This is a genomic window from Streptomyces sp. AJS327 (assembly GCF_013450295.1).
GTDB lineage: Bacteria > Actinomycetota > Actinomycetes > Streptomycetales > Streptomycetaceae > Streptomyces.
Genome location: NZ_SKBR01000001.1, coordinates 610,876 through 631,480, shown reverse-complemented (window position 1 = coordinate 631,480; position 20,605 = coordinate 610,876). Strand labels below are relative to the sequence as shown.

At 74.7% G+C, this 20,605-nt stretch carries 14 protein-coding genes; 3 read left to right on the top strand and 11 right to left on the bottom strand.

From position 1 onward, the window contains the following. The first annotated feature begins 169 nt into the window (after positions 1-169). A complete protein-coding gene (locus E0L36_RS02480; protein ID WP_180927192.1) occupies positions 170-1,186 on the top strand; it encodes a mechanosensitive ion channel family protein in 1,017 nt (338 codons plus the stop codon). A 66-nt stretch (positions 1,187-1,252) separates the two neighbouring features. On the opposite strand, the gene E0L36_RS02475 is transcribed toward E0L36_RS02480, so the two are convergent. From E0L36_RS02475 to E0L36_RS02440, 8 genes are all read right to left on the bottom strand, one after another. Next, on the bottom strand, positions 1,253-1,921 hold the full coding sequence (locus tag E0L36_RS02475; protein WP_180927191.1) for a GNAT family N-acetyltransferase: 669 nt from the start codon (positions 1,919-1,921) through the stop codon (positions 1,253-1,255). A 73-nt stretch (positions 1,922-1,994) separates the two neighbouring features. After that, entirely contained in the window at positions 1,995-3,728 is a 1,734-nt protein-coding gene (locus tag E0L36_RS02470; protein WP_180927190.1) for an FHA domain-containing protein, read from the bottom strand. Positions 3,729-3,776: 48 nt separating this feature from the next. Further along, positions 3,777-5,123 (bottom strand): VWA domain-containing protein, encoded by a 1,347-nt coding sequence (locus E0L36_RS02465; protein WP_180927189.1) that lies wholly within the window; start codon positions 5,121-5,123, stop codon positions 3,777-3,779. A 318-nt stretch (positions 5,124-5,441) separates the two neighbouring features. After that, positions 5,442-7,181 (bottom strand): PP2C family serine/threonine-protein phosphatase, encoded by a 1,740-nt coding sequence (locus tag E0L36_RS02460; protein WP_180928546.1) that lies wholly within the window; start codon positions 7,179-7,181, stop codon positions 5,442-5,444. Between the two features lie 2 nt (positions 7,182-7,183). After that, positions 7,184-10,189, bottom strand: coding sequence for a tetratricopeptide repeat protein (locus E0L36_RS02455; RefSeq protein WP_308416609.1), 3,006 nt, complete (start codon positions 10,187-10,189; stop codon positions 7,184-7,186). After that, a complete protein-coding gene (locus E0L36_RS02450) occupies positions 10,186-11,562 on the bottom strand; it encodes a hypothetical protein (protein WP_374705502.1) in 1,377 nt (458 codons plus the stop codon). Before E0L36_RS02450 ends, E0L36_RS02455 begins: the two co-directional genes overlap by 4 nt. A 109-nt stretch (positions 11,563-11,671) precedes the next feature. Beyond that, entirely contained in the window at positions 11,672-12,715 is a 1,044-nt protein-coding gene (locus E0L36_RS02445) for a glutamate ABC transporter substrate-binding protein (protein ID WP_308416608.1), read from the bottom strand. 261 nt (positions 12,716-12,976) lie between these two features. Beyond that, complete coding sequence (locus E0L36_RS02440) at positions 12,977-14,419, bottom strand: hypothetical protein (RefSeq protein ID WP_308416607.1); 1,443 nt, start codon at positions 14,417-14,419, stop codon at positions 12,977-12,979. A gap of 760 nt (positions 14,420-15,179) precedes the next feature. Between E0L36_RS02440 and E0L36_RS02435 the strand changes: the two genes are divergently transcribed. Next, positions 15,180-16,118, top strand: a complete 939-nt coding sequence (locus E0L36_RS02435; RefSeq protein ID WP_180927187.1) for a methyltransferase domain-containing protein — start codon at positions 15,180-15,182, stop codon at positions 16,116-16,118. 167 nt (positions 16,119-16,285) lie between these two features. Continuing rightward, a complete protein-coding gene (locus E0L36_RS02430) occupies positions 16,286-16,687 on the top strand; it encodes a globin (protein ID WP_180927186.1) in 402 nt (133 codons plus the stop codon). Between the two features lie 733 nt (positions 16,688-17,420). Here the strand turns inward: E0L36_RS02430 and E0L36_RS02425 are convergent. The 3 genes from E0L36_RS02425 to ettA are packed head-to-tail and all read right to left on the bottom strand — an operon-like array spanning position 17,421 to position 20,192. Then, positions 17,421-18,086 (bottom strand): hypothetical protein, encoded by a 666-nt coding sequence (locus E0L36_RS02425; RefSeq protein ID WP_180927185.1) that lies wholly within the window; start codon positions 18,084-18,086, stop codon positions 17,421-17,423. Then, entirely contained in the window at positions 18,067-18,525 is a 459-nt protein-coding gene (locus tag E0L36_RS02420; RefSeq protein ID WP_180927184.1) for a thioesterase family protein, read from the bottom strand. Before E0L36_RS02420 ends, E0L36_RS02425 begins: the two co-directional genes overlap by 20 nt. Before the next feature lie 2 nt (positions 18,526-18,527). Beyond that, the gene (gene ettA / locus E0L36_RS02415; protein ID WP_180927183.1) at positions 18,528-20,192 is read right to left on the bottom strand and encodes an energy-dependent translational throttle protein EttA; all 1,665 of its coding nucleotides are present in this window, start codon (positions 20,190-20,192) and stop codon (positions 18,528-18,530) included. Between the last annotated feature and the right edge of the window lie 413 nt (positions 20,193-20,605).

Here is a 20,605-nt window from a genome sequence, read left to right as displayed (position 1 = left end):
CCACACCGGCCGTCCCTCGGCTCGATCCCCACCCCACCCGGAACGCCGGGAACCGATACGGCACCCTGGCACGGAATGTGAAGGGCCTGCGCCGTTAGTGTGGTGACCACTTCGCGGGCCTGCCCTGCCGGAGCGTGTCGACGGAAGGTGTATCGAGGGTGGTTCAGCCGTGCTCTTGCTGATCAGTGACGCTCCGGGTCCGGACGAGGACGAGGGCACCTCGCTCCGCGACGCCCGGGAGAAGGCGGGCAACGCCGCGGGCTGGTTCGAGGAGAACTGGTCCACCTGGCTGGCCACCGGGGTGCGGATCGCCCTCATCGTGGTGATCGCCGTGGTGCTGCGCTACGTGATACGGCGGGCCATCACCAAGCTGGTGACGCGCATGAACCAGCGCAACGAGGTCGCCGACAGCGGGAACGCCATCCGCGGCCTGCTGGTCAACTCCGAGCGCAGACGGCAGCGTTCCTCCGCGATCGGCTCGGCGCTGCGCAACATCGCCTCGTTCGTCATCATGGGCACGGCCGCGCTCACCGTGCTCTCCGGGCTGGGGATCAACCTGGCGCCACTGCTGGCGAGCGCCGGAGTCGCCGGTGTCGCGCTGGGCTTCGGCGCCCGCAACCTGGTGACGGACCTGCTGTCCGGCATGTTCATCCTGCTGGAGGACCAGTACGGGGTGGGCGACCGGATCGACGCGGGCGAAGCCTCGGGCGCGGTACTGGAGATCGGGCTGCGGGTGACCAAACTCCGCGGTGACGACGGCGAGATCTGGTACATCCGCAACGGCGAGATCAAGCGGGTCGGCAACCTGAGCCAGGGCTGGTCCACCGCGCATGTGGACGTGGAGGTGCGCAGCTCCGAGGATCTGGACGAGGTGCGCGCGGCGGTCTCCGCCGTCGGGGAGAAGCTGAGCACCTCCGAGCCGTGGGACGAACTCCTGTGGGAGCCGGTGGAGGTGCTGGGGCTGAACGCGGTCTCGCTGGACTCGATGGTCATCCGGGTCTCGGCGAAGACCATGCCGGGCAAGAGCCTGGGCGTGGAGCGGGAGTTGCGCTGGCGGATCAAGAAGGCGCTGGACCAGCGCGGTATCCGGATGGTCGACGCGGAGTCGCTCGCGCTGGAGGCGGGGGTGGGCGTCGTGCTGGAGAAGGAGCGGGAGCGGCGGCCCGGCTTCCCCGCCCAGGGCTGAGGCCGCCCGGCGGGCCGGTTCCCCCGGTCCCGGCCGCCGGTTCGGCTCCGGCCGGGGGCGGTCCTGTCAGCTCCGGCCGTCGAGCCGGAGGCCGAGGTAGACGACGCCGCTGGCGCCCGGCACCGGTATCTCGCGGAAGCCGAGACGGTCGTAGAAGGCGCGGGCGCGGGTGTTCGCCGGGTTCATCCCCAGGTGCACGGCGGGCACGCCGCGTTCGGTGAGGGCCGTGTGGAACCGCGTCATCAACGCCCGGCCCAGGCCCCGCCCCTGGCCGCGCGGCAGCAGGTCGATGTGGAGGTGGGCGGGGTGCCCGGCGAGTTCGGGCACGAGCATCCCCTCGGGGTGGTGCAGGATCCGCGCCAGCCGCTCGTCCGGCTCGGGCTCGGCGTCACCGGACGGCGGCGGGGGCTCCGGGAAGCGGGCGCCGACCCGTGGCAGCCACCGCTCGCGGTAGGCGCGGACGTAGCCCTCGGTGTCCGCGGTGCCCAGGACGTAGCCGAAGACGCCTCCGGCGTCCTCCGCCACGAAGACCAGCTCCGGCTCCAGTTCGGCGTACGGACCGGCGTAGACGCTGGGCAGCAGCTCGGGCCACCGGTAGGCGCCGGTCGCGTCCGCGCCGCCCAGGCCGGTGCGGACGCAGACGTCGTAGAGCGCCGTCAGGTCGTCGGGCCGGTAGGGGCGGATCGTCACCTCGGCGCCGGACGGGCCACCGTCCGGCTGACCGGTCTCGGTCATCGCGCGCTCCTTCCGCCGCCCACCGCACCGCGACCGGGACGCCCGCCACGGGGGCGGGCGTCCCGGCGCGCGGTCAGGAGCGGTGCAGCGTGATCGTCGTCCACGCGCCGACGTGGACGCGGTCGCCGGCCTTCAGCGGGACGGGGACGTAGGGCTGGATCGGGTCCTCGGCGAGGTTGATCGTGGTGCCGTTCGTCGAGTCCTGGTCCACGACGGACCAGCTGCCGTCCGGCTGCTGCACGAGCACGGCGTGCTGGTGCGAGACGCCGGGATCCTCCGGGGGGAGCGCCAGGTCGATGTCCGGCGCCTCCCCGGTGGAGTGGCGACGGCGCCCGATGGTGATCTGGTTGCCGCTGAGCGGGAGTTGCTGCTCCTGCGGCTGGCTGGGCAGGTTGAGCGCGGCCGCCTCCGGCCCGCTGCGGTGCATCATCGCGGTGAAGTACTCGCGGTCCGGCGCGATCACGGCCAGCCAGCCGCCGCCGGGCGGCTGACCCGGCTGACCCGGCTGACCCAACTGCTCCGGCATGCCGGGCGGCTGGCCCGACATGCCCGGCTGGTGCGGACCGCCGGGCTGGTGCGGTCCCGGCTGGCCCATCGGTCCCGGCTGGCCCGGTACCCCGGGCTGGCCGGGCTGCGGCTGGCCCGGCTGGCCGGGGTGACCCGGCTGACCCTGCTGGTCCGGCATCCCCGGCTGGCCCGGGCCGCCCGGCATTCCGGGACCACCCGGCATGCCCGGCTGCGGCTGGCCGGGGTGGCCCGGCTGACCGGGAGCGCCCGGGTGTCCCTGCTGGTCCGGCTGCCCCGGTCCGCCGGGCTGGCCTGGTCCACCAGGCTGGCCGGGCTGACCCGGGTGACCGGGCTGGCCCGGGTGGTCCGGCATCCCCGGCTGACCGGGAAAGCCCGGCTGACCCGGGTGGCCTGGCTGACCGTGCTGGCCGGGCTGACCCGGCTGCGGCTGCCCTGGCTGCGGCTGGCCTGGCTGGCCAGGGTGACCCGGCTGGCCGTGCTGGCCGTGCTGGCCGGGGGGGCCCGGCTGCGGCTGGTACGGGTGCGGCGGGCGCTCGGGCTCGCCGGAGCCGCCCGGCGGCGGCAGCATCCAGTCACCGGTGGGCTGGGCGGGCTGCGGCGCCGAAGGCGCCCCCGGCTGCTGCCCGTTGGGCCCGCCGTACGGGGAACCGCCCTGCGGGCCGGGCTGCTGCGGATCGCCCGGACCGGCCCCCGGGCCACCCGGCTCCTGCCGCGCGCCGGGGTAGCCGGGCTGTCCCATGGCTCCGGGGTGCTCCCCCGGATGCCCGGGCTGGCCCGGCTGGCCCGGCTGGCCCGCCAGGCTCGGGTTCTGGGGGCCCGGGTTCTGGTGGGGGCTCTGGTTCGGGAAGCCGTAGCCGGTCGGTGGCTGCGGCTGGCCGGGGGCGACGCCGCCCGGCGGAACGGGCTGGCCGGGCTGTGGCTGCCCCGGGCCCCCGGGCTGGCCGTACCCGCCCGGTCCTCCGGCGCCCCGCGGGGCCGCGAAGTGGAAGCGGCACTGCTCGCAGAAGGGCGCCTGCGCCTCACGCGGGGTGCCGCACTGCGGGCACCGCTCGGGCTGGCCGGGCACCCCCGGGTTGGGGTAGCCGTAGGCCGGTCCGGGCGCGGGCTGGCCGGGGGCGCCGTGCGGCGCGGGGTAGCCGTAGCCGGGGCCTCCCTGCCCCGGCGGCGGAGGGGACGGCACGGCGCCACCGGCGGGTGCGGAGTGCGCGCTCATCCGGTGGCCGCACACCTCACACCAGTCGTCGGCCGCCGACTGGTGGCCGTTCGGGCAAGTCGGCATGGTGAATGCCTCCCCCTCCGTCACTTGCGTCTCGTACCTCGGTACCGCTTACTTCCTCGTGACGCGGACCGTCTTGGTGGACCGTGTCTCAAGCGTCATCTCGTCGGCCTCGGCGACCTGTGTCCTGAGTCGAACAGTACCCGCCACCGCGTCCACCACGTCCACCACCTTGGACAGCAATGCGGCAGTATCCGCGTTTCCCGAGGAGTGCGCCAGGGCCACCGCTCGGCCGAGTTCGGCCACGGCGCCCACCTCGTCGCCCGATTTCCGCATATCCAGGCCGCGTTGGATGGCCCGGGCCAGTTCGGCCTGGCCCGTGTAGTGCGCCACGGCCGGATCGAGGGCCGTGGAGACGGTCACGTCGTCCGTCCACACCGCGCGGACCAGGCCCTGGGCGAGCGTCTCGCCGCCTCCCGGGGCGGGCCGCTCCAGGGACACCCGGGCGGCGAGCATCTCGCTGCCCGGCGCGGCCGCCGGGACCCGCACACAGAGATGTACGTCACGCGACTCGTCGCCCCAGGAGCCCGTGGGGTAGTCCAGGGTGCGCGGGCCGGACGCCACCGCACGGCCGGTCAGGTCCCGTACGGTGGGCGCGACCTGCCGGACGAAGACGACGTGGGCGCCCTCGGGCAGCCACAGCCGCAGCGCCACGTCGGCGACGCCCTTGCCGACGGCGGCGGACATCAGCGCGGTGAAGTCGGCGGTGAGCCGGTCGGGATCGGCGACGATGTCCGCCGTGCCGAGGAGCGCCGAGGCGATCTCGGTGACCTCCGCGACCTCCCAGTCGGTGCCGACTCCCCGCGCGTCACAGGTGAACCGGCCCGCGCAGTCCGCCAACGCGGCGCGCAGCGCCGCCGGTTCCTCGTGCTCGTTACGCCCGTCGGTCAGCAGGATCCCGTGCCGGACGGGCGCGTCGGCGGTGCGCAGCAGCCGGTCGGCCAGCCGCAGCCAGCCGCCGATCGCGGTGCCGCCCCGGGCGGTCAGCCCCTCCAGCGCCCGCTTCGCGGCGGCCCGGGTGGCGGGCCCGGCGACGGCCAGCCCGCCACCGCCGGGGAACACCTCGGCCGCCCGGTGGGTACCGGCGACGACGGCGAAGGAGTCGCCGTCCCGCAGGGTGTCGAGGGCGGCGGCGGTGGCGGCGCGGGCGTTGCGCAGCTTCGCGGGCGGATAGTCCATGGAGCGGGAGCAGTCGACCATCAGCACCACGGCGGCGCTCCCGCCCGCGGTGGGGTCCCCGGGGCCGGTGACGGTCAGCGGCGCGCCGCCGCTGGTGCCGCCGCCGGTCGAGGTGAGGCTGACGACGGCGTGCACGTCGCGCCCGCCGTCCGGCAGGTACCGGTTCTGCCGGACCTCCAGCGCGAACCGCGGGATGTTCGACTTGGCGAAGGTGGCCATCAATCGCGCCCCCGCTCCGCGCGCGGCCACAGCGGGGCCCTCGGACGTGCGTCACTCACCGTGCTTCCCCCCGTGCTCCGTGGTGCGCGCGGCACGCGCGGTGCCGTGCGCGCCGGTCGTGCTCCGCCGTGGCGACCGCCACCGCCGGTGGATCCGGTCGCTGGTCCCGCTGGTCCCGCTGAACTGACGGAAACCGCCCGCCGGTTCCGCCCGGCTCCCCCGTCGTCCCGGCCGGTCCGGTGGTCTTTCGGCGCCCCCGGCGCCGGGCGGCGCCCGGGGGTGTGGCCGGGACGCCGACCGCTCGGCGTCCCACCGGGTTCAGGACGATCCTGCCCGGGCGGGCGGCGCCGGGAACGGTACGACGGCCACTGTTACGTTGTCGTGGCCCCCGCCGTCCAGCGCGTAGCCGACGAGGTGCTGGGCCGAGTGCAGGGGGCGGGCGGCGGCGTCCTGCGGCACGGCGGACGCCATCTCCTCGGCCGACTCCGCGTAGTTCCACAGACCGTCGGTGCAGACCACCACGACGCCCGGATCCTCCAGCCGGAACGAGGCGGTGTGCGGCTCGACCTCGTAGGCGTCGGCGCCGAGCCAGCCGGTGATGGCGTGCGCCCGGCGGTCGGCGTACGCCTCGGCCTCGTTCATCAGCCCGGCGGCGACCATCTGCGCGGCCCAGGAGTCGTCCTCGGTGAGCCGGGCCGGGGCGACGGCGCGGTCCTCGGGCACCCAGTAGGCGCGGCTGTCCCCGACCCAGCCGACGGTGAGGATGCCCTCCGAGACGAGCACGCTGACCACGGTGCAGGCCGGGGAGTTCTTCGACGGCTCGTTCGGTCCCTCCGCGGCGAGCGCGGTGACCGCCTCGGCGGCGTCCAGGACGGCGTCCCGCATCGCCCGGGCGGCGTCGGTGCCCTCGGCGAGCGCGATGCACAGCGAGTCGCGCAGGGTGCGGCAGGCGGTGGCGGACGCCTCGTCGGAGCGGGTGGCGGAGGAGACGCCGTCGCAGACCACGGCGACCGTGGCGGGGTCGCCGTCGGCCGTCTGGGACTCGGCGATGGCGAAGAAGTCCTCGTTGCGGTGGTGGCGCAGCCCCCGGTCACTGGCGGCGGCCACCCCGGGCAGCTGTCGCTCCATGTGGTCCCGCGCGGCGGGCTGTTTGTGCCCGCAGTGCTCGCAGTACCCGTCGTCGTCGATGGCGCCGGTGCCGCAGGCCACACAGCGGGGGCCGAGCATCTCCGGCTGCCCGGACTCCAGCGTCTCGATGTCGGCTCCGGAGGACTCGGTGGCCCCCTGCCCGGCGCCGGTGAGGTCGACGAGGGTCGGCTCGGGGGCGGCGGCCGCCCGCGCGGCCTCACCCGGCCCGTCCCGCTCGCCCGATCCGCCCGTCCCTTCCCGTCCACCCGACGCGCCCTGTCCGGCGGGCCGTTCGGCGGGGGCGCCGGGCTCGTCGAGCAGGGTGCGGGGGTCGGCGGTGCGCGGATCGCGCGGCCCGGACCGGGGCGGGACGGCGGGTTCGACGATCTCGGCGGCCTCGGCCCCGGCGGGTTCAGCCGGTTCGGCGGGTTCGGGCGCTTCGGTGCGGCCAGCCGCTTCGGCGGGCTCGGAGGCGGTGTCCGTGGGGGGCGTGGCGGGTTCGGGGGCCGACCGTGCGGGGGGCAGCGGGAAGTCCTGCTCGGTCGCGGGTTCCCGGGAGCCCACCCGCTCCGCGTCGCCGGGCGAGCGCCGCGCGGCGTCGCGGGACGGCTTCCCCTTCCGCGGCGACCGGGACGCGCCGGGACCCGCCGGGGTGCTTCCCGGGCCTCCGGAGTCGCTGGCCTCACCCGAACTCGCGGAACCGTCCTGGCTCGTGGCGCCGGAGCCCACGGCACCGGCCGAACGGGCGGCGAGCCGAACCTGGTTCAGCGGGAGCGTGGGCCGATCACCCCGCGTGTCCCGGTCCGTCTGTCCGGCGGAGCGGCGGGCCGCCTCGGCCAGGTCGGTGCCGCAGGCGTCGCAGAACCGGTCCCCCGGTTCGAGCGGCTCCGCGCAGCTGGGACAGGCGGACAGTTGGTCGAGCTGTGGCATGGTCACACCCACGTCCTGGGGCGGAAACGGTTCGCTCGTTCCACCAGTTCATTCCTCTCGGTACCGGACCGCGCGAGGCGCGCGAGCACGCGGTAGCCGCGCTCCAGCCCGGAGCGCAGCCCGTTCTCGTCCATCGTGCAGCCCAGCAACATCACGCTCGGCGTGGACGTTCCGGTTCCCCCGGCGGGTGCCCCGGCCCGTCCCGCGAGCGTCCAGTCCAGCGCGCTGCCCAGCACCTCGGCGCTCAACTCCTCCCGGCGGACCGCGTCCAGCCCGAGGGGCCGCAGCCGGTCGATCTGGTCCGCCGCAGCGTACAGGTCCGGCAGCAGGGGCTCGTCGGCGGCCCGGTGACGCAGCCGGGCCCGTACGGCGGCGACCCGGGCGGGCACGTAGTGGATGGAGGTCTCCGGCACCGACTCCAGCACCTCCACCGCGCCGGGCCGGTCGCCCCCGGCGAGCCGGACCCGGGCCAGGCCGAAGGCGGCGCTGACGTACGCCGGGTCGGCCACCCACACCAGACGGTAGAACTCGGCCGCGTTGTCCCACTGCCCGAGCGTCTCCGCGCAGCAGCCGAGCGCCAGCTTCGGCGCGGTCTCACCGGGGAAGGCGTCGTAGACCGCGTCGAAGGCGAGCGCCGCCGTCTCCCGGTCGCCCCCGGCCAGCGCGCACAGCCCGCGGTACCAGACCACCCGCCAGTCGTCCGGGTGCCCCTCCTCCACCGCGGTCAGCCGGGTCGCCGCGCGCACCACCGAGGGGTCGACCGCGCCCGCCGGACCGGCGCCGGCGGCAGCGTCGGAGGACGAACCCGGCAAACCGTCCGGGGAGGAACCGGAGAAGCCGCCCGGGGAGGAAGGGGGGTCCATCACCGGGGTGTCGGGGGGGAGTTCGAGCAGCCCCCGCACCTCGCGCAGGCTCAACTCCAGTGACGGGCCCGGCGCTCCGCGCAGCGCGGCCAGCGACTCCTCGGGACCGGCGGCCGGAAGCGCCGCGAGGAAGGCGGCGTTGGGGTCGGCCGGGTCGACGCGGGGCAGCGGCAGCGCCAGCGCGGTACGGCGCGGGGACAGGGGGACGAGCGGGAGCGCGGCGAGCCCCACCGCCCCCTCGCCGTCGCCCGCGCCCTCGAAGGCGCCCGCGTCCGTCCCGCCGCCGCCCACACGGTCGTTGGCGCCGTCGGCGGTGGAGCGGGGGGCGGCGGGACGGCGCCGCCGGAGTCGGCCGCGTCGGCCGCGTTCCCGGCGGGTGGCGCCACGCGCCGGGCGGCGGGCGCCGAGCAGCGAGGCGTCCCCGGTGCCGGGGGTGAGCAACTCGGTGCTGGCCACGCGGAGTTCCGGGGTGAAAAGGGTGGACAGCGCGGGCCGGGGCCGCCCGCTGCCCAGCGCGACCACCTCACGCAGCACCCCCAGCAGCTGGTCGGCCATCTCCCGGGCGGAGGCGAACCGGCGCTGCGGATCGGGGTCGGTCGCGCGCGCCAGGAACCGGTAGTAGGACTCGAACTTCCGGAAGACCGCGACGTGTTCGGGGTCCGGCAGGGAGTCCACGTAGACGCTGGTGTAGCCCTGGAAGTCGAGGGTGAGAACGGCGAGGGTACGGGCCACGGTGTACAGGTCGGAGGCCACCGACGCGCCGTGCGCGGCGACTTCGGGCGCCTGGTAGCCAACGGTTCCGTAGATGGGGCTCTCGTCGTCGTCGGCCCGGCGCACCGCGCCCATGTCGATCAGCTTGAGACGGCCGTCCTGCTGGATGGCGTTGTCTACCTTGAAGTCGCAGTAGAGCAGCCCGCGTTCGTGCAGATGCCCCAGGGCCTCCAGCGCCTCGATGCCGTAGGCGCACGCCTGGTCGACGGGGAGCGGGGCCCGCCCACCGTCCGGAGCGCGCCGCGCGTTGGCGATGTCCTTGAGGGACCGGCCCCCGACGTACTCCATGACGATGTAGCCGTCCAGGGTGCCGTCCCGCGGGTCCGGATGCTCGACGAAGTTGTAGATGCGGACGATGTTGGCGTGCTCGATCTCCGCGAGGAACCGCCGCTCCGCGATGGCCGCGGCCATCGCGTCCTCGTCCCCCGTGTCCAGCAGGCCCTTCAGCACCACCCAGCGGTGGGCGACCGCCCGGTCCACGGCGAGGTATATCCACCCGAGGCCGCCGTGCGCGAGACAGCCCGCGATCTCGTACTGCCCGTGCACCACCTCGCCCGGCCGCAGTTTCGGCACGAAGGAGTACGGGCGGCCGCAGCGGGTGCAGAACCCCGCCGTCCGGCCAGCCCGGCCCGCCCTGGAGCGGCCCACCGGGAAACCGCAGTCGCCGTTGCCGCAGAACCGCTTGCGCTCGGGCACCTCCGGGTCCGTCAGCACCACCGAGGCGGGATCGGCGCGCGGCACCTCGGGAACGGCCACCAGGCCCAGGCCCAACTCCCCCCGGCCGGACGAGGAACCCGTCGGGCGGCTACCGCGCGCGGAGACCGACGGGGCCGAGCCACGCGCCGCGCCCGGCAGGCGTCCGGAGACCGACCGGCGCGAACCCCGGGACCCCCTCGACCCCCCGGAACCGCGGGAACCAGAAGAGCCCGCGGAACCAGGTGCCTCCGGTGAACCCGAAGAGCCCGACGAACTCGACGGAGAGCGGCCCGCGTTGCCGGGCGAACGGCCCCAACCGGCGGGCGAGCGCCGCGCGTCGGACGGCGCGCGGACCACGGCGCCCCGCGTCCCGGCGGCGGACCCGCCCCCCGAAGACGGCGGGGCCGCCACGGACGGCCCCGCCGCGAGCCGCCCGGGCCGGGCCAGCACCGCCGTGAGCACGGTGCGCGCCGGGCCGAGGTACCCGTCCGGCGCCACCGGCGGCGCCATCCCGCACACCGCGCAGAACAGCAGCCCCGCACCCACATCCACGTACTCCCCCGCACAGGACGGGCGCTGGCAGCTCCCCGGCGCCACCACACCGGCCTCCCCGCCCAACTCCCCGGCCCGCGCGGGAACCAGCTCCCCGCCCGGCTCCCGGATCGCGTCCCCGTTCACGCTTCCTCCCTGCCCTCCGCCCACCCGGTCTCCCCCGGCTCGGCCCGCTCCAGCGGCTCCCCCGCCGCGGACGACAGCGTCTCCCGCGCCGCCGCCCGGTAGCGCCGCACCGCGCTCTCCGCGGCCCGCAGATCACACGGCGCGCTCCACAGCATGCGGCGCGCCATGTCGTACCGCTCGGCGAGGAACCGGTCGCCCGACCTGCCGTGCCGCGCCAACTCCGCCCGGCAGGAGTCCAGTCGCCCCCGCAGCTCCGCACGGACCGCCAACGGAGCCGTCACAGCCGACAGTTGATCCCGCGCCCGCTCCAGCTCCTGTTCGGCGCGCTGCTCCAGGCTCTCCAGCAGCGGCGACAGCAGATGCCACTGGGAACGCCGACGGTAGTCCGCCGCCCGGATCAACTGCTCCTGGAGAGCGGCCGGCGGCCCACTGACCGCCGGAACCTCCGAAGCGGCGATCTTCGCCAGCACCTCACCCCGCGCCGTCCGCGCCTCCGCCAGGGTGCGATCGGCGCGCGAGAGCAGGTCCCGCAGCTTCATCAGCCGCTGCTCGGCGTCCTGCCGGACCCCGATCACCGCGTCGATCTCCCGCCGCACGTCCTCCAGCGCACGGGCCGCCGCGTCGTACCGCGCGGTGTCCGGACGCCCGCCACCCGGCGCGCTGCTACCCCCCGCCGGAACCCAGAAGGCCAGCGGATCCCGCAGCACCTCGGCGCGGAGCACGGTCAGTTCGGCGGTGGTCCGCTCCAGGTCGTCCCCCGCCGGATGCTCACCGGGACGCACCCCCACCGAGTGCGCCAGCGACCGCACCCGCTGGAGCTCGGCGGAGAGCAGATCGATACGGGCGGGCAGCGCCGACCACACCGAGTCCGCCGCCGCCACCACGTCCAGCGCCTGCGCGTACCAGCTGTTCATCCGCTCCACCAGCTGCGCCAGCGTCAACTGCTCAGCGAGCCGGGCCCCTTCACCCCCGCCACCGGAACCACCCGGCTCCCCCGGATCCAGCAGCCCCACCGGCGGGGCGGGCGGCCCCCCACCCGGAACGCTCAGGGTGCCGCGCAACAGACCGGTCAGCTCCGCCAGTTCCGCACGGCTCGGTGACCGCCGCCGACCCCGCAGCTCATGCGCGGCCTTCAGCGCGGCGGTGTACCGGTCGAAGGTCTTCCACAGCAGGGTGGCGATCTGGTCGGCCCGCGCCCAGCGGCGCTCGGTGACGCCGGACAGCCGGGCACCCTCCAGCAAACGCCGCCCGGCGTGGTCCTGGAGCGCGAGCAGGGAGGACTCGACCGCCTCGTACTCGGCGTCCAGCCGCTCCAGTTCACGGTCCACCTCCTCCGGGCTCATCACCGGCCCGGCGGGCCCCACCGACCCCATCGAATGGATCACCTCGCTGCCTCTCTCCCGCGTCCGCACTCGGTGGGCCGGACGGCGCGGCACAGGGGTGTGCCGACCGCCTCGACCGCGCTCAGGGAGGCCACCGCCGTCAGTCCCCGTAGACCGGCTTGGGCGGCGAGGGCTCCTTGCCGTCTTCCGTACCCATCATCTCGTCGGCCAGCCACTCCCGGTACGAGCTGCGCCACGCCGAGTCGGCGCCGCCCTTCCGGTATTCCTCCAGCACCCGGTTCACCCTGCGCACCAGATCCCGGTCGGCCGGGTTCATCGCGACACCGTACGGCTCCACCGTCGCCGGCTCACCGACGAGTTCGACGGACGGGTCCTGCGCGGCCTGCCCGGCACCGAGCGCGCTGTCGGTCACCGTCGCGTCCACCGTGCCCAGTTGCATCCGCACCAGACAGTCCAGCTGGTTGGGCACCGTCACCGAACGGGCCCCCAGCGCACGGACCTTCCTCGTCCGCATCAGCTTCTCCGCCGTCGACCCCCGGGCGTAGCACAGCCGTTCGCCGCGCAGACTGCCGTCGAACCCCTTGACGCGCGCCCCCTCCTTCGGAGCGACCAGCTGCTGGCCCGCCTCGAAGTACGCAGTGGAGAACGCCACATCGTCCCGGCGGTCACAGGAGATCGTCATCGTCCGCACCACCATGTCGACCTCGCGGTCCCGTATCGCGGCGACCCGCCGCTCGGTCGGCACGGGCCGGTACACGATCTCCGGATCCCCACCCAGCAGATCCTCCGCGATCGCCTCCACCAGGTCGATGTCGAACCCGCGCAGCCTCCCCGACGCCGGATCCCGGTACCCCCACAGATAGCTGTCCTGGTCCACCCCGACCACCAGCCGCTCCGCCTTCCGCACCCGCTTGACCGCCCGCCCCGCCTTCCTCGACGGCTTCAGGCTCGCCACCGCCCGCGCGCCCTCCACACCCTCCCGGCAGCCCTCGCCCCCCGAACTTCCCCCATCTCCCGGGTTCCTGGGCTCCTCGGGGGCCGTGGCCCCGGACTCCCCCGAGGCCGACAGCCGCTCCCCCGCCCCCTCCGCGTCCGCCACGGCCGGTCCCGGCGCCGCGCGCAACGTCACCCCCAACACCCCGGCCACCAACGCCAGTCCAGCCACCGCCACCAGCAACGACACCCCGGAACGCGAACCCCCGCCCCGCGCCCCACGCCCCGGCGACTCCCTCAGCCGCACGGCCGAAAGCTCCGTCTCCGCCCAACTCCCCGTACGCCAACGGTCGATCGGCGACACCCAGCCCATCAGCCCCGCAGACGTGGGCCGTTCACCCGGCGAACGCTCCCTCCAACGCCCGCCCCGCCCTCCGGAACCCGCCCCTCTGCCAGACTCACCGGCCCGGCCGCCCCGCTCCACACTTCCCATAGCTCCCCCTCGTCCCAGCTATCGGTACTCGGCGAGTCTCCGCCCGATCCCCCACAGCGCCGCCCCCGCACCCAGCACCGCCAACACGACGGCGCCCAGCGGCAGTCCAGCCAGCGCCCCCCGGCCACCCTCCGCAGCCCGCTCGAACTCCCGCTGCTCATGCGCGCTCGCCTCGGCCAGCCCAGCGTCCACCCGCTCGAACGACTCCCGCGTGCTGCCCTTCTCCCCGATGACCATCGTCAGCGCCGCGTCGTAGGAACCCCCCGCGTCCCGCTCCCGCGCCTCCGCGTGCCGCTCATCCCACTCCCGCAACGCCTTCCGCACCGCCCGCACCGGCTTCCGCCCCCGCTCGTCGTCGGCCAGCCGCAACGCCTCGTTCAGACGACCCGCCGTACCCTCCCGCCAGTCGGGCGCCTTCCCCACCAGACCGGCCACCTCACGCCGGAAACTCCGCTCGTACTCCTCACCCGCGCCCCGCGCCACCATCGCCATGTTCTCGTCCCCCCGGGCCTGAAGCGCCCCGATCCAGGCCGCGTTCAGCGCCTGAAGGGACCGGGCGCCCCGCACGTCCGAGGTGTCCAGCTGGGCCCGCGCCACCGCGTGCCCAGCCGACAGCCACACCAACAGCGCCAGCGACGCCGCCGTCGCCCCCGCCAGCCCCGGACTGACCACCCGGTTCGTCCGCCGGTACTCCCGCCGCTGCGCCCAGCCCAGCGCCGCGACCACCGCGACCCCCAGCCCCATCGCCAGCCACGGCCACGCCCTGGCCGCCGCGTAGTCCGCGTTCAGCCGGGCGGTCTCCGCCGTGTACAACTTCCGGGCGGCCGGAAGCATCTCCGTCCGCAACTTGTCGTTCGCGTGCCGCAGATAGGCGCCGCCCAGCGGCAGCCCCTGCCGGTTGTTGGCCCGCGCCGCCTCCACCAACCCCGTGTACACCGGCAGTTGCTGATTCAGCTTGCTGATCTGACGCCGCGCCGACGGCGAACTCTCCGAGTTCGACGCCGCCTTCGTCAACAGTCGCGACGCGTCCGCCACATCCCGGTCGTAACGGCGACGCAGCTCGCGCGGCTCGTCACCCCCCGCCAGGAACCCCGCCGACGCCGTGGTCCCCGCGTCCGCGAGCGCCCGGTGGACCTTCGCCGCGTCCGCGCTCAGCGGCTGACTCCGCTCCACCACCCCGTCCGCCGCCTCGGCGCGCTGCGCCATCTGCCAGCACGCCACCGCGCCGAACAGCACCGCCGCCACCGCCAGCACGGCCGCCGTGAGCCGCAGACCCCCCGGCTCCGTCGCCGCGGCCCAGCGGAACCGGCGCAGCACCCCGGCCCGGCCCGCCCCGCCGCCAGAGGCGGCGGCCGGCGCCCCACCGGAACGCCGTCCCAACGGGCCCGGTCCGCCCGTCGGTTCGCCCTCGGCCGCCCCGTCCGGCGGAGCCACCGGCCGGTCGGCTGTCGACTGTGCCACGGTTCCCGTCCTCCCCCCCTGGTCGCCCGCCAGCCCCCACGACCGTCCATCGACGGCCGCACGGTTCGCGAACAGCCGTCCGTCGCCCCGACGTTGGGCACCGACGCCACCATCCGGCGCGGCGACGCCATACCCGGGGGCCACAACAAGCCATTATGGCCGGGCTTTTCGCCAGTCACCCGGCATTGGCCGTATCCCGTCCCCCGTGCGGCAACACCGGCCGTCCCGCCCGGCAGCCGCCGCACCCGACCGGCGTCCGGCACCGCGACCCGCCCCCGCCACCCACCACGCGCGGCGCTCACCGTCCGGTTCCCGCCACCCCCGGCACCGGGCCCCGCCCGCCCCGGACCTCACCCACACCGGAGCCGGGCCCCACCCGTCCCGGTGGAGCCCCGGTCCCACCCCGACCAGCGGCCCCGAGCACCACACCGGCCACCAGCACCAGCGGCGGCCCTCCCCATGGGGGAGGGAACGGTGACGGGCCACCGGCACCGGGACCGGGGGCGGCGGCCGCCGCCCTCCCACTCCTCGCGGCTTCCCCACCGTCTCCGTACGCCGCACCGTCAGACCGCTCCGTCCAGCCCGAGACCGCCACCCCACCTGACCGGACCCGCCGGGCCCCGCCACCACGCCGGTCCCCAACCCGCGCCCGGCGGCCCGGTCCCCCAACCCGACCGGGGCCCGGGCGCTCCCCACGGAGACCCGGTCCCACCGCGGATCCGGTCTCGCGCGGCGCGGCGGGACGCAGCACAGTGGAGACATGCCTGACGCCACCGGCCTCGTCCAGGAGATCGCCGCCGACGGTTCCCTCACCGACCCCCGCTGGCGCGCCGCCTTCACCGAGGTGCCCCGCGAGCTGTTCGTGCCCTACTACTACGCACCGGCGCTCGGCGGCTACGAACGGCTCTGGCGCGACGACCCCGACCGCCGGGGCCGCCAGCGGTGGCACGACGGCGTCTACCAGGACGTACCGCTCGCCACCCGGGTCCGGGACGGCGAGCTGATCTCCTCCAGCAGCCAGCCCTCCCTGATGGCCCGGATGCTGGAGTACCTCGACGTCCGGGACGACTCGCGCGTCCTGGAGATCGGCACCGGCCCCGGATACAACGCGGGCCTGCTCTGCCACCGTCTCAGCGACGCCCGGGTGACCACCGTCGACATCGACCCCGACATCACCGAGGACGCCCGCCGCCACCTGGAGGCCGCCGGATTCCACCCGCACGTCGTCACCGGCGACGGCGCCCTCGGCTGCCCGGAGCACAGCCCGTACGACCGGATCATCGTCACCGTCGGCATGCCGACCATCCCCGACGCCTGGCTCCGGCAGTGCGTCCCCGGAGGGCTGATCGTCACCCCGCTCGCCACCGGCCTCCTCGCCCTCCACGTCACCGACGCCACCCACGCCTCCGGCCGCTTCCTGCCCACCCCCGCCTTCTTCGTCCCGCTGCGGGGCCACAGCCAGGACGCCGGACTCACCGAGGGCACGTTCGCCGACGTACCCACCGACGCCCTCCGCGAGGACTCCTTCCACTTCCTCCGCGCCCTCAGCGAGCAGTGGCTCGGCCCGAACGAGGCCTACACGCTCTGGCACAACGAGGGACGCCCGGCCCGCCCCCGCTACGGGGTGACCATCGACGGCGAGGACCGCTGGGCCTGGCTCGACTCCCCCGAAGGCCCCCACCGCTGGCCCATCCCCTGAGCCCGGCCCCGGCGCCCGGCTCCCCGAGTCCGGTCCCTGAGCCCAGCGCCTGAGCCCAGCCCTCCGAGTCCGGTGCCTGAGCCCAGCCCCCGGCTCCGGCCCCCGAGTCCCTCCGGATCCGGGGAGCGGCCCGAGGAAAGGGGGCGGTCTGCGACCATGGTGGGGTGATGGAAATCCCACGCGGCAGCTTGCAATCGCAGACCTTCTACGAACAGGTCGGCGGCGAGGAGACCTTCCGCCAGCTCGTCCACCGCTTCTACCAGGGCGTCGCCGACGACCCGCTCCTGCGGCCGATGTACCCGGAGGAGGACCTCGGCCCGGCCGAGGAGCGGCTCACGCTGTTCCTCATCCAGTACTGGGGCGGACCACGCACCTACAGCGAGCAGCGCGGCCACCCCCGACTCCGCATGCGCCACGCCCCGTTCACCGTCGACAAGGCGGCGCACGACGCCTGGCTGCGGCACATGCGGGACGCTGTCGACAGTCTGGACCTCACGCCCGAACAGGACCGGACCCTCTGGGACTACCTGGTCTACGCGGCCGGGTTCATGATCAACTCGCCGGACTGAGCGGATCCCGTCCCTCTCCCAGCACACACCCACCACCCCGCACACCGCGTACGCAGGGCGCGTACACCCCGACCGGGCGCCCGGGGAACGGGCACCACACGGTGGAGCACCTTCTGGTCAGGCGGCTTCAGGTCGGGCACCTCGCGGTGGGGCGGCTCGTGGTCGGGGCACCCTCTGGCCGGGCGCCTTGCAGTGGGGCGCCTTGCAGTGGGGCGCCTTCAGGTCGGGCAGCGTCTGGCCGGGCGGCTCGCCGTGGGACCTTGCCGTGGGGGACCTTGCCTTGGGGACCTTCAGGTCGGATGCCTTCAGGTCGGGCGCCTCACGGTCGGGCTCCCGCCCCGGCGTGGGGCGGCGTGCCGGAGCCCGGACTCCGCGGCTGCGAATCCGGGCTCCTCCACCATCCGGCCGCCCTCGGCCGTCACGACACGTGGCCGCCAGCCCACCGGGACGCGGCGGGCTCACGACCGGATCGCCCGGACCCGGACGGCAGCGGGATCGTCGCGGACAGCACCGGATCGCCCCGCTCCGGTTCGTCCCGGGCACCGCCGGTTCGCCCCGGCGACGATTCGTCCCGGGCCTCATCGGTCACCCGGCAGCGATTCGTCCCCGGCTCCGACTCCGGACCGTACGGGCGCCACCGGTCCATCGGTCTCCGGACCATCCCCGCGAGCCCCGCCGGCGGGCCGCGCCTGGCGGCCGCCCGCCCGCGTCACGGCAGGCCGCGGCGCACCGCTCACACCGGGGTGACGCTCAGTCCCGGCTCCGCCGTCCCGGCCCGCACCACCACCGAGCCGTGCCCGGTCCGCAGCCGCAGCCACCGGCCGGTCTCCAGCAGCGACACCGGACGCGTGCCCCGGAGGAGCCCCAGCGCGTGCGCCGCGTGCACCGCCCGCAGCGGCAACCCCGAACGTCCCAGCGGCCGGGACCAGATCTCCTCGGCCAGTCCGTCCAGCGCCTCCCGCGACCGGCCCTCCGCGGGCAGCCGCTCCGCACGCTCCCTGAACTCCCCCACCGCGGCCACCGCGACGGTCCGCACCGCGTCCACCGGCACCTCGCCCCGAGCTGACCAGCCCGACCGCGGCGGCAGCACCCCGGCCCACGCCGGACCCGTCACCGGCGCGGGCAGGATCACCGTCTCCCGCGCGTCGTCCACGCTCTCCAGCAGCTCACCGGCCGAGACCGTGACGTCCCGGCTGACCGGCTCCAGCAACCGTGCCGTCCGCACCGCCAGCACCTCGAACCGCGCTGGCTTCGCGAAGAAGCCGACCACGCCGTCCGCCGCCTGCACCCGGACCGCGGCGGCCCGCTCCCAGCGCAGCAACCGGCCGAGGAACTCCGCCAGCCCCGCGGCCTCCCCCGGATCCGCGAGGACGAGCCGGCTAACCGCAGTGGCTGTCATCCACGTATCCCTCCAGAAAGGCCCGTTCACCGGCGGTCATCCGGCGCGGCCGACCACGCTCCAGGTCGTACGGCACGATGACCGTCGTCGCCCGGACATACAGGCCGCCCGCCCCGGACCCCGCAGCGGCGGGTTCCGGGGACTCCGACGAACCGTCCCTGATCTCGTAGGCGACCGTCGCCGACGCGGCGGTGAGCTTCGTTACCCAGGTCTCTATGGCAACCGGCTCGTGCCGGTGCACCAACGGCCGCAGATAGTCGATCTCGTGCCGCGCCACCACCGCGCCGCCACCGAACGCGGACGAGTCGACCTCCCGGGCCGCCCGGAACATGAAGTCAATACGCGCCTCCTCCAGGTAACGGAGGAACACCACGTTGTTGACGTGCCCGAAGGCATCCATGTCCGACCAGCGCAGCGGACAGGCGAATTGGTGCCGCACGCTCAGCCCCGGGTCAGCTTCTTGTACGTCGCCCGGTGCGGACGCGCCGCGTCCGGCCCCAGCCGCTCGATCTTGTTCTTCTCGTACGACTCGAAGTTCCCCTCGAACCAGAACCACCGGCTCTCGCCCTCGTACGCGAGGATGTGCGTCGCCACCCGGTCCAGGAACCACCGGTCGTGGGAGACGACCACGGCACAGCCCGGGAAGTCGAGCAGCGCGTTCTCCAGCGAGGACAGCGTCTCCACGTCCAGGTCGTTCGTCGGCTCGTCGAGCAGCAGCAGGTTGCCGCCCAGCTTCAGCGTCAGCGCCAGGTTCAGCCGGTTCCGCTCACCGCCCGACAGCACCCCCGCGGGCTTCTGCTGGTCCGGCCCCTTGAACCCGAAGGCGCTGACATACGCCCGGGACGGCATCTCGACCTGTCCCACGTTGATGTAGTCCAGCCCGTCCGACACCACCTGCCAGAGGGTCTTGCTCGCGTCGATGTTGGCCCGGGACTGGTCCACGTACGAGATCTTCACCGTGTCCCCGACCCGGATGGCACCGGAGTCCGGCTCCTCCAGCCCCTGGATCATCTTGAACAGCGTCGTCTTCCCCGCACCGTTCGGGCCGATCACCCCCACGATGCCGTTCCGCGGCAACGTGAACGACAGGTCCTCGATCAGCACCTTGTCGCCGAACGCCTTGTTCAGGTTCTCCACCTCGACGACCTGGTTACCCAGTCGCGGACCCGGCGGAATCTGGATCTCCTCGAAGTCCAGCTTCCGCGTCTTCTCCGCCTCGGCCGCCATCTCCTCGTACCGGGTCAGCCGCGCCTTCGACTTGGCCTGCCGGCCCTTCGCGTTGGAACGGACCCACTCCAGCTCGTCCTTCAGACGCTTCTGACGCTTGGCGTCCTTCTGGCCCTCCACCTTCAGCCGGGCCTGCTTCTTCTCCAGGTACGTGGAGTAGTTCCCCTCGTACCCCACCGCCCGACCCCGGTCCAGCTCCAGGATCCACTCGGCCACGTTGTCCAGGAAGTACCGGTCGTGGGTGATGGCCACCACGGTGCCCGGGTACTTCGCCAGGTGCTGCTCCAGCCACTGGACCGACTCCGCGTCCAGATGGTTCGTCGGCTCGTCGAGCAGCAGCAGGTCCGGCTGCTCCAGCAGCAGCTTGCAGAGCGCCACGCGGCGCCGCTCACCACCAGAGAGCGTGGTCACCGGCCAGTCACCGGGCGGGCAGCCCAGCGCGTCCATCGCCTGCTCCAACTGGGCGTCCAGATCCCAGGCGTTGGAGTGGTCAAGCTGCTCCTGGAGCTTGCCCATCTCCTCCATCAGCTCGTCCGAGTAGTCCGTCGCCATCTGCTCGGCGATCTCGTTGAACCGGTCGAGCTTGCCCTTGGTCTCGGCCACCCCGTCCTGCACGTTCTCCAGGACCGTCTTCGCCTCGTCCAGCGGCGGCTCCTGTAGCAGAATGCCGACGCTGTAACCCGGGGTGAGCATCGCGTCACCGTTGGACGGCTGCTCCAACCCCGCCATGATCTTGAGCACCGTGGACTTACCGGCGCCGTTGGGCCCCACGACACCGATCTTCGCGCCCGGCAGGAAGCTCAAGGTGACGTCGTCGAGGATCACCTTGTCGCCATGCGCCTTGCGCGCCTTGCGCAGGGTGTAGATGTACTCAGCCAAGAGAAACCATCCGGCAATCTGAAGTCGAGGAGCGGCTCACACCGCACGTGGGCAGATGCGTCCATCTTGCCGCACCCGGGGGCTCAGTCCGAAACGGGGCGGGGCCCCTCCCCCCACCCCCACCCCTCCCCACGCCCTCCCCCACCGCCCCCGATGAGGCGCGCACCCACGCGCGCCCATCCCGCGCACCCCGTCCACCCCGGCCGCGCGGGACGCCACCGAGACACCAGGCCCGGACGCCTCCCCTCCGCACGTCCCGCAGGCATCGGCGGCGCACCCACGTGAACCGGCGTTCCGCGACGTGTCCTCGCCCACCGGACCACCGCACCATCGCGACGCTCCGGCCCGGCCAGGGGCGGGGGCCGTCCACATAGGGCCACCACACCGCCCAGGGGACGCACCGCACGACCGTC

What these genes read in the sequence shown, in the direction of transcription:
- E0L36_RS02450 (WP_374705502.1), bottom strand. Translation starts at nt 11,562, where the DNA reads ATGGGGTCGGTGGGGCCCGCCGGGCCGGTGATGAGCCCGGAGGAGGTG.
- E0L36_RS02470 (WP_180927190.1), bottom strand. Translation starts at nt 3,728, where the DNA reads ATGCCGACTTGCCCGAACGGCCACCAGTCGGCGGCCGACGACTGGTGT.
- E0L36_RS02425 (WP_180927185.1), bottom strand. Translation starts at nt 18,086, where the DNA reads ATGACAGCCACTGCGGTTAGCCGGCTCGTCCTCGCGGATCCGGGGGAG.
- E0L36_RS02435 (WP_180927187.1), top strand. Translation starts at nt 15,180, where the DNA reads ATGCCTGACGCCACCGGCCTCGTCCAGGAGATCGCCGCCGACGGTTCC.
- E0L36_RS02465 (WP_180927189.1), bottom strand. Translation starts at nt 5,123, where the DNA reads ATGGCCACCTTCGCCAAGTCGAACATCCCGCGGTTCGCGCTGGAGGTC.
- E0L36_RS02460 (WP_180928546.1), bottom strand. Translation starts at nt 7,181, where the DNA reads ATGCCACAGCTCGACCAACTGTCCGCCTGTCCCAGCTGCGCGGAGCCG.
- E0L36_RS02475 (WP_180927191.1), bottom strand. Translation starts at nt 1,921, where the DNA reads ATGACCGAGACCGGTCAGCCGGACGGTGGCCCGTCCGGCGCCGAGGTG.
- E0L36_RS02430 (WP_180927186.1), top strand. Translation starts at nt 16,286, where the DNA reads ATGGAAATCCCACGCGGCAGCTTGCAATCGCAGACCTTCTACGAACAG.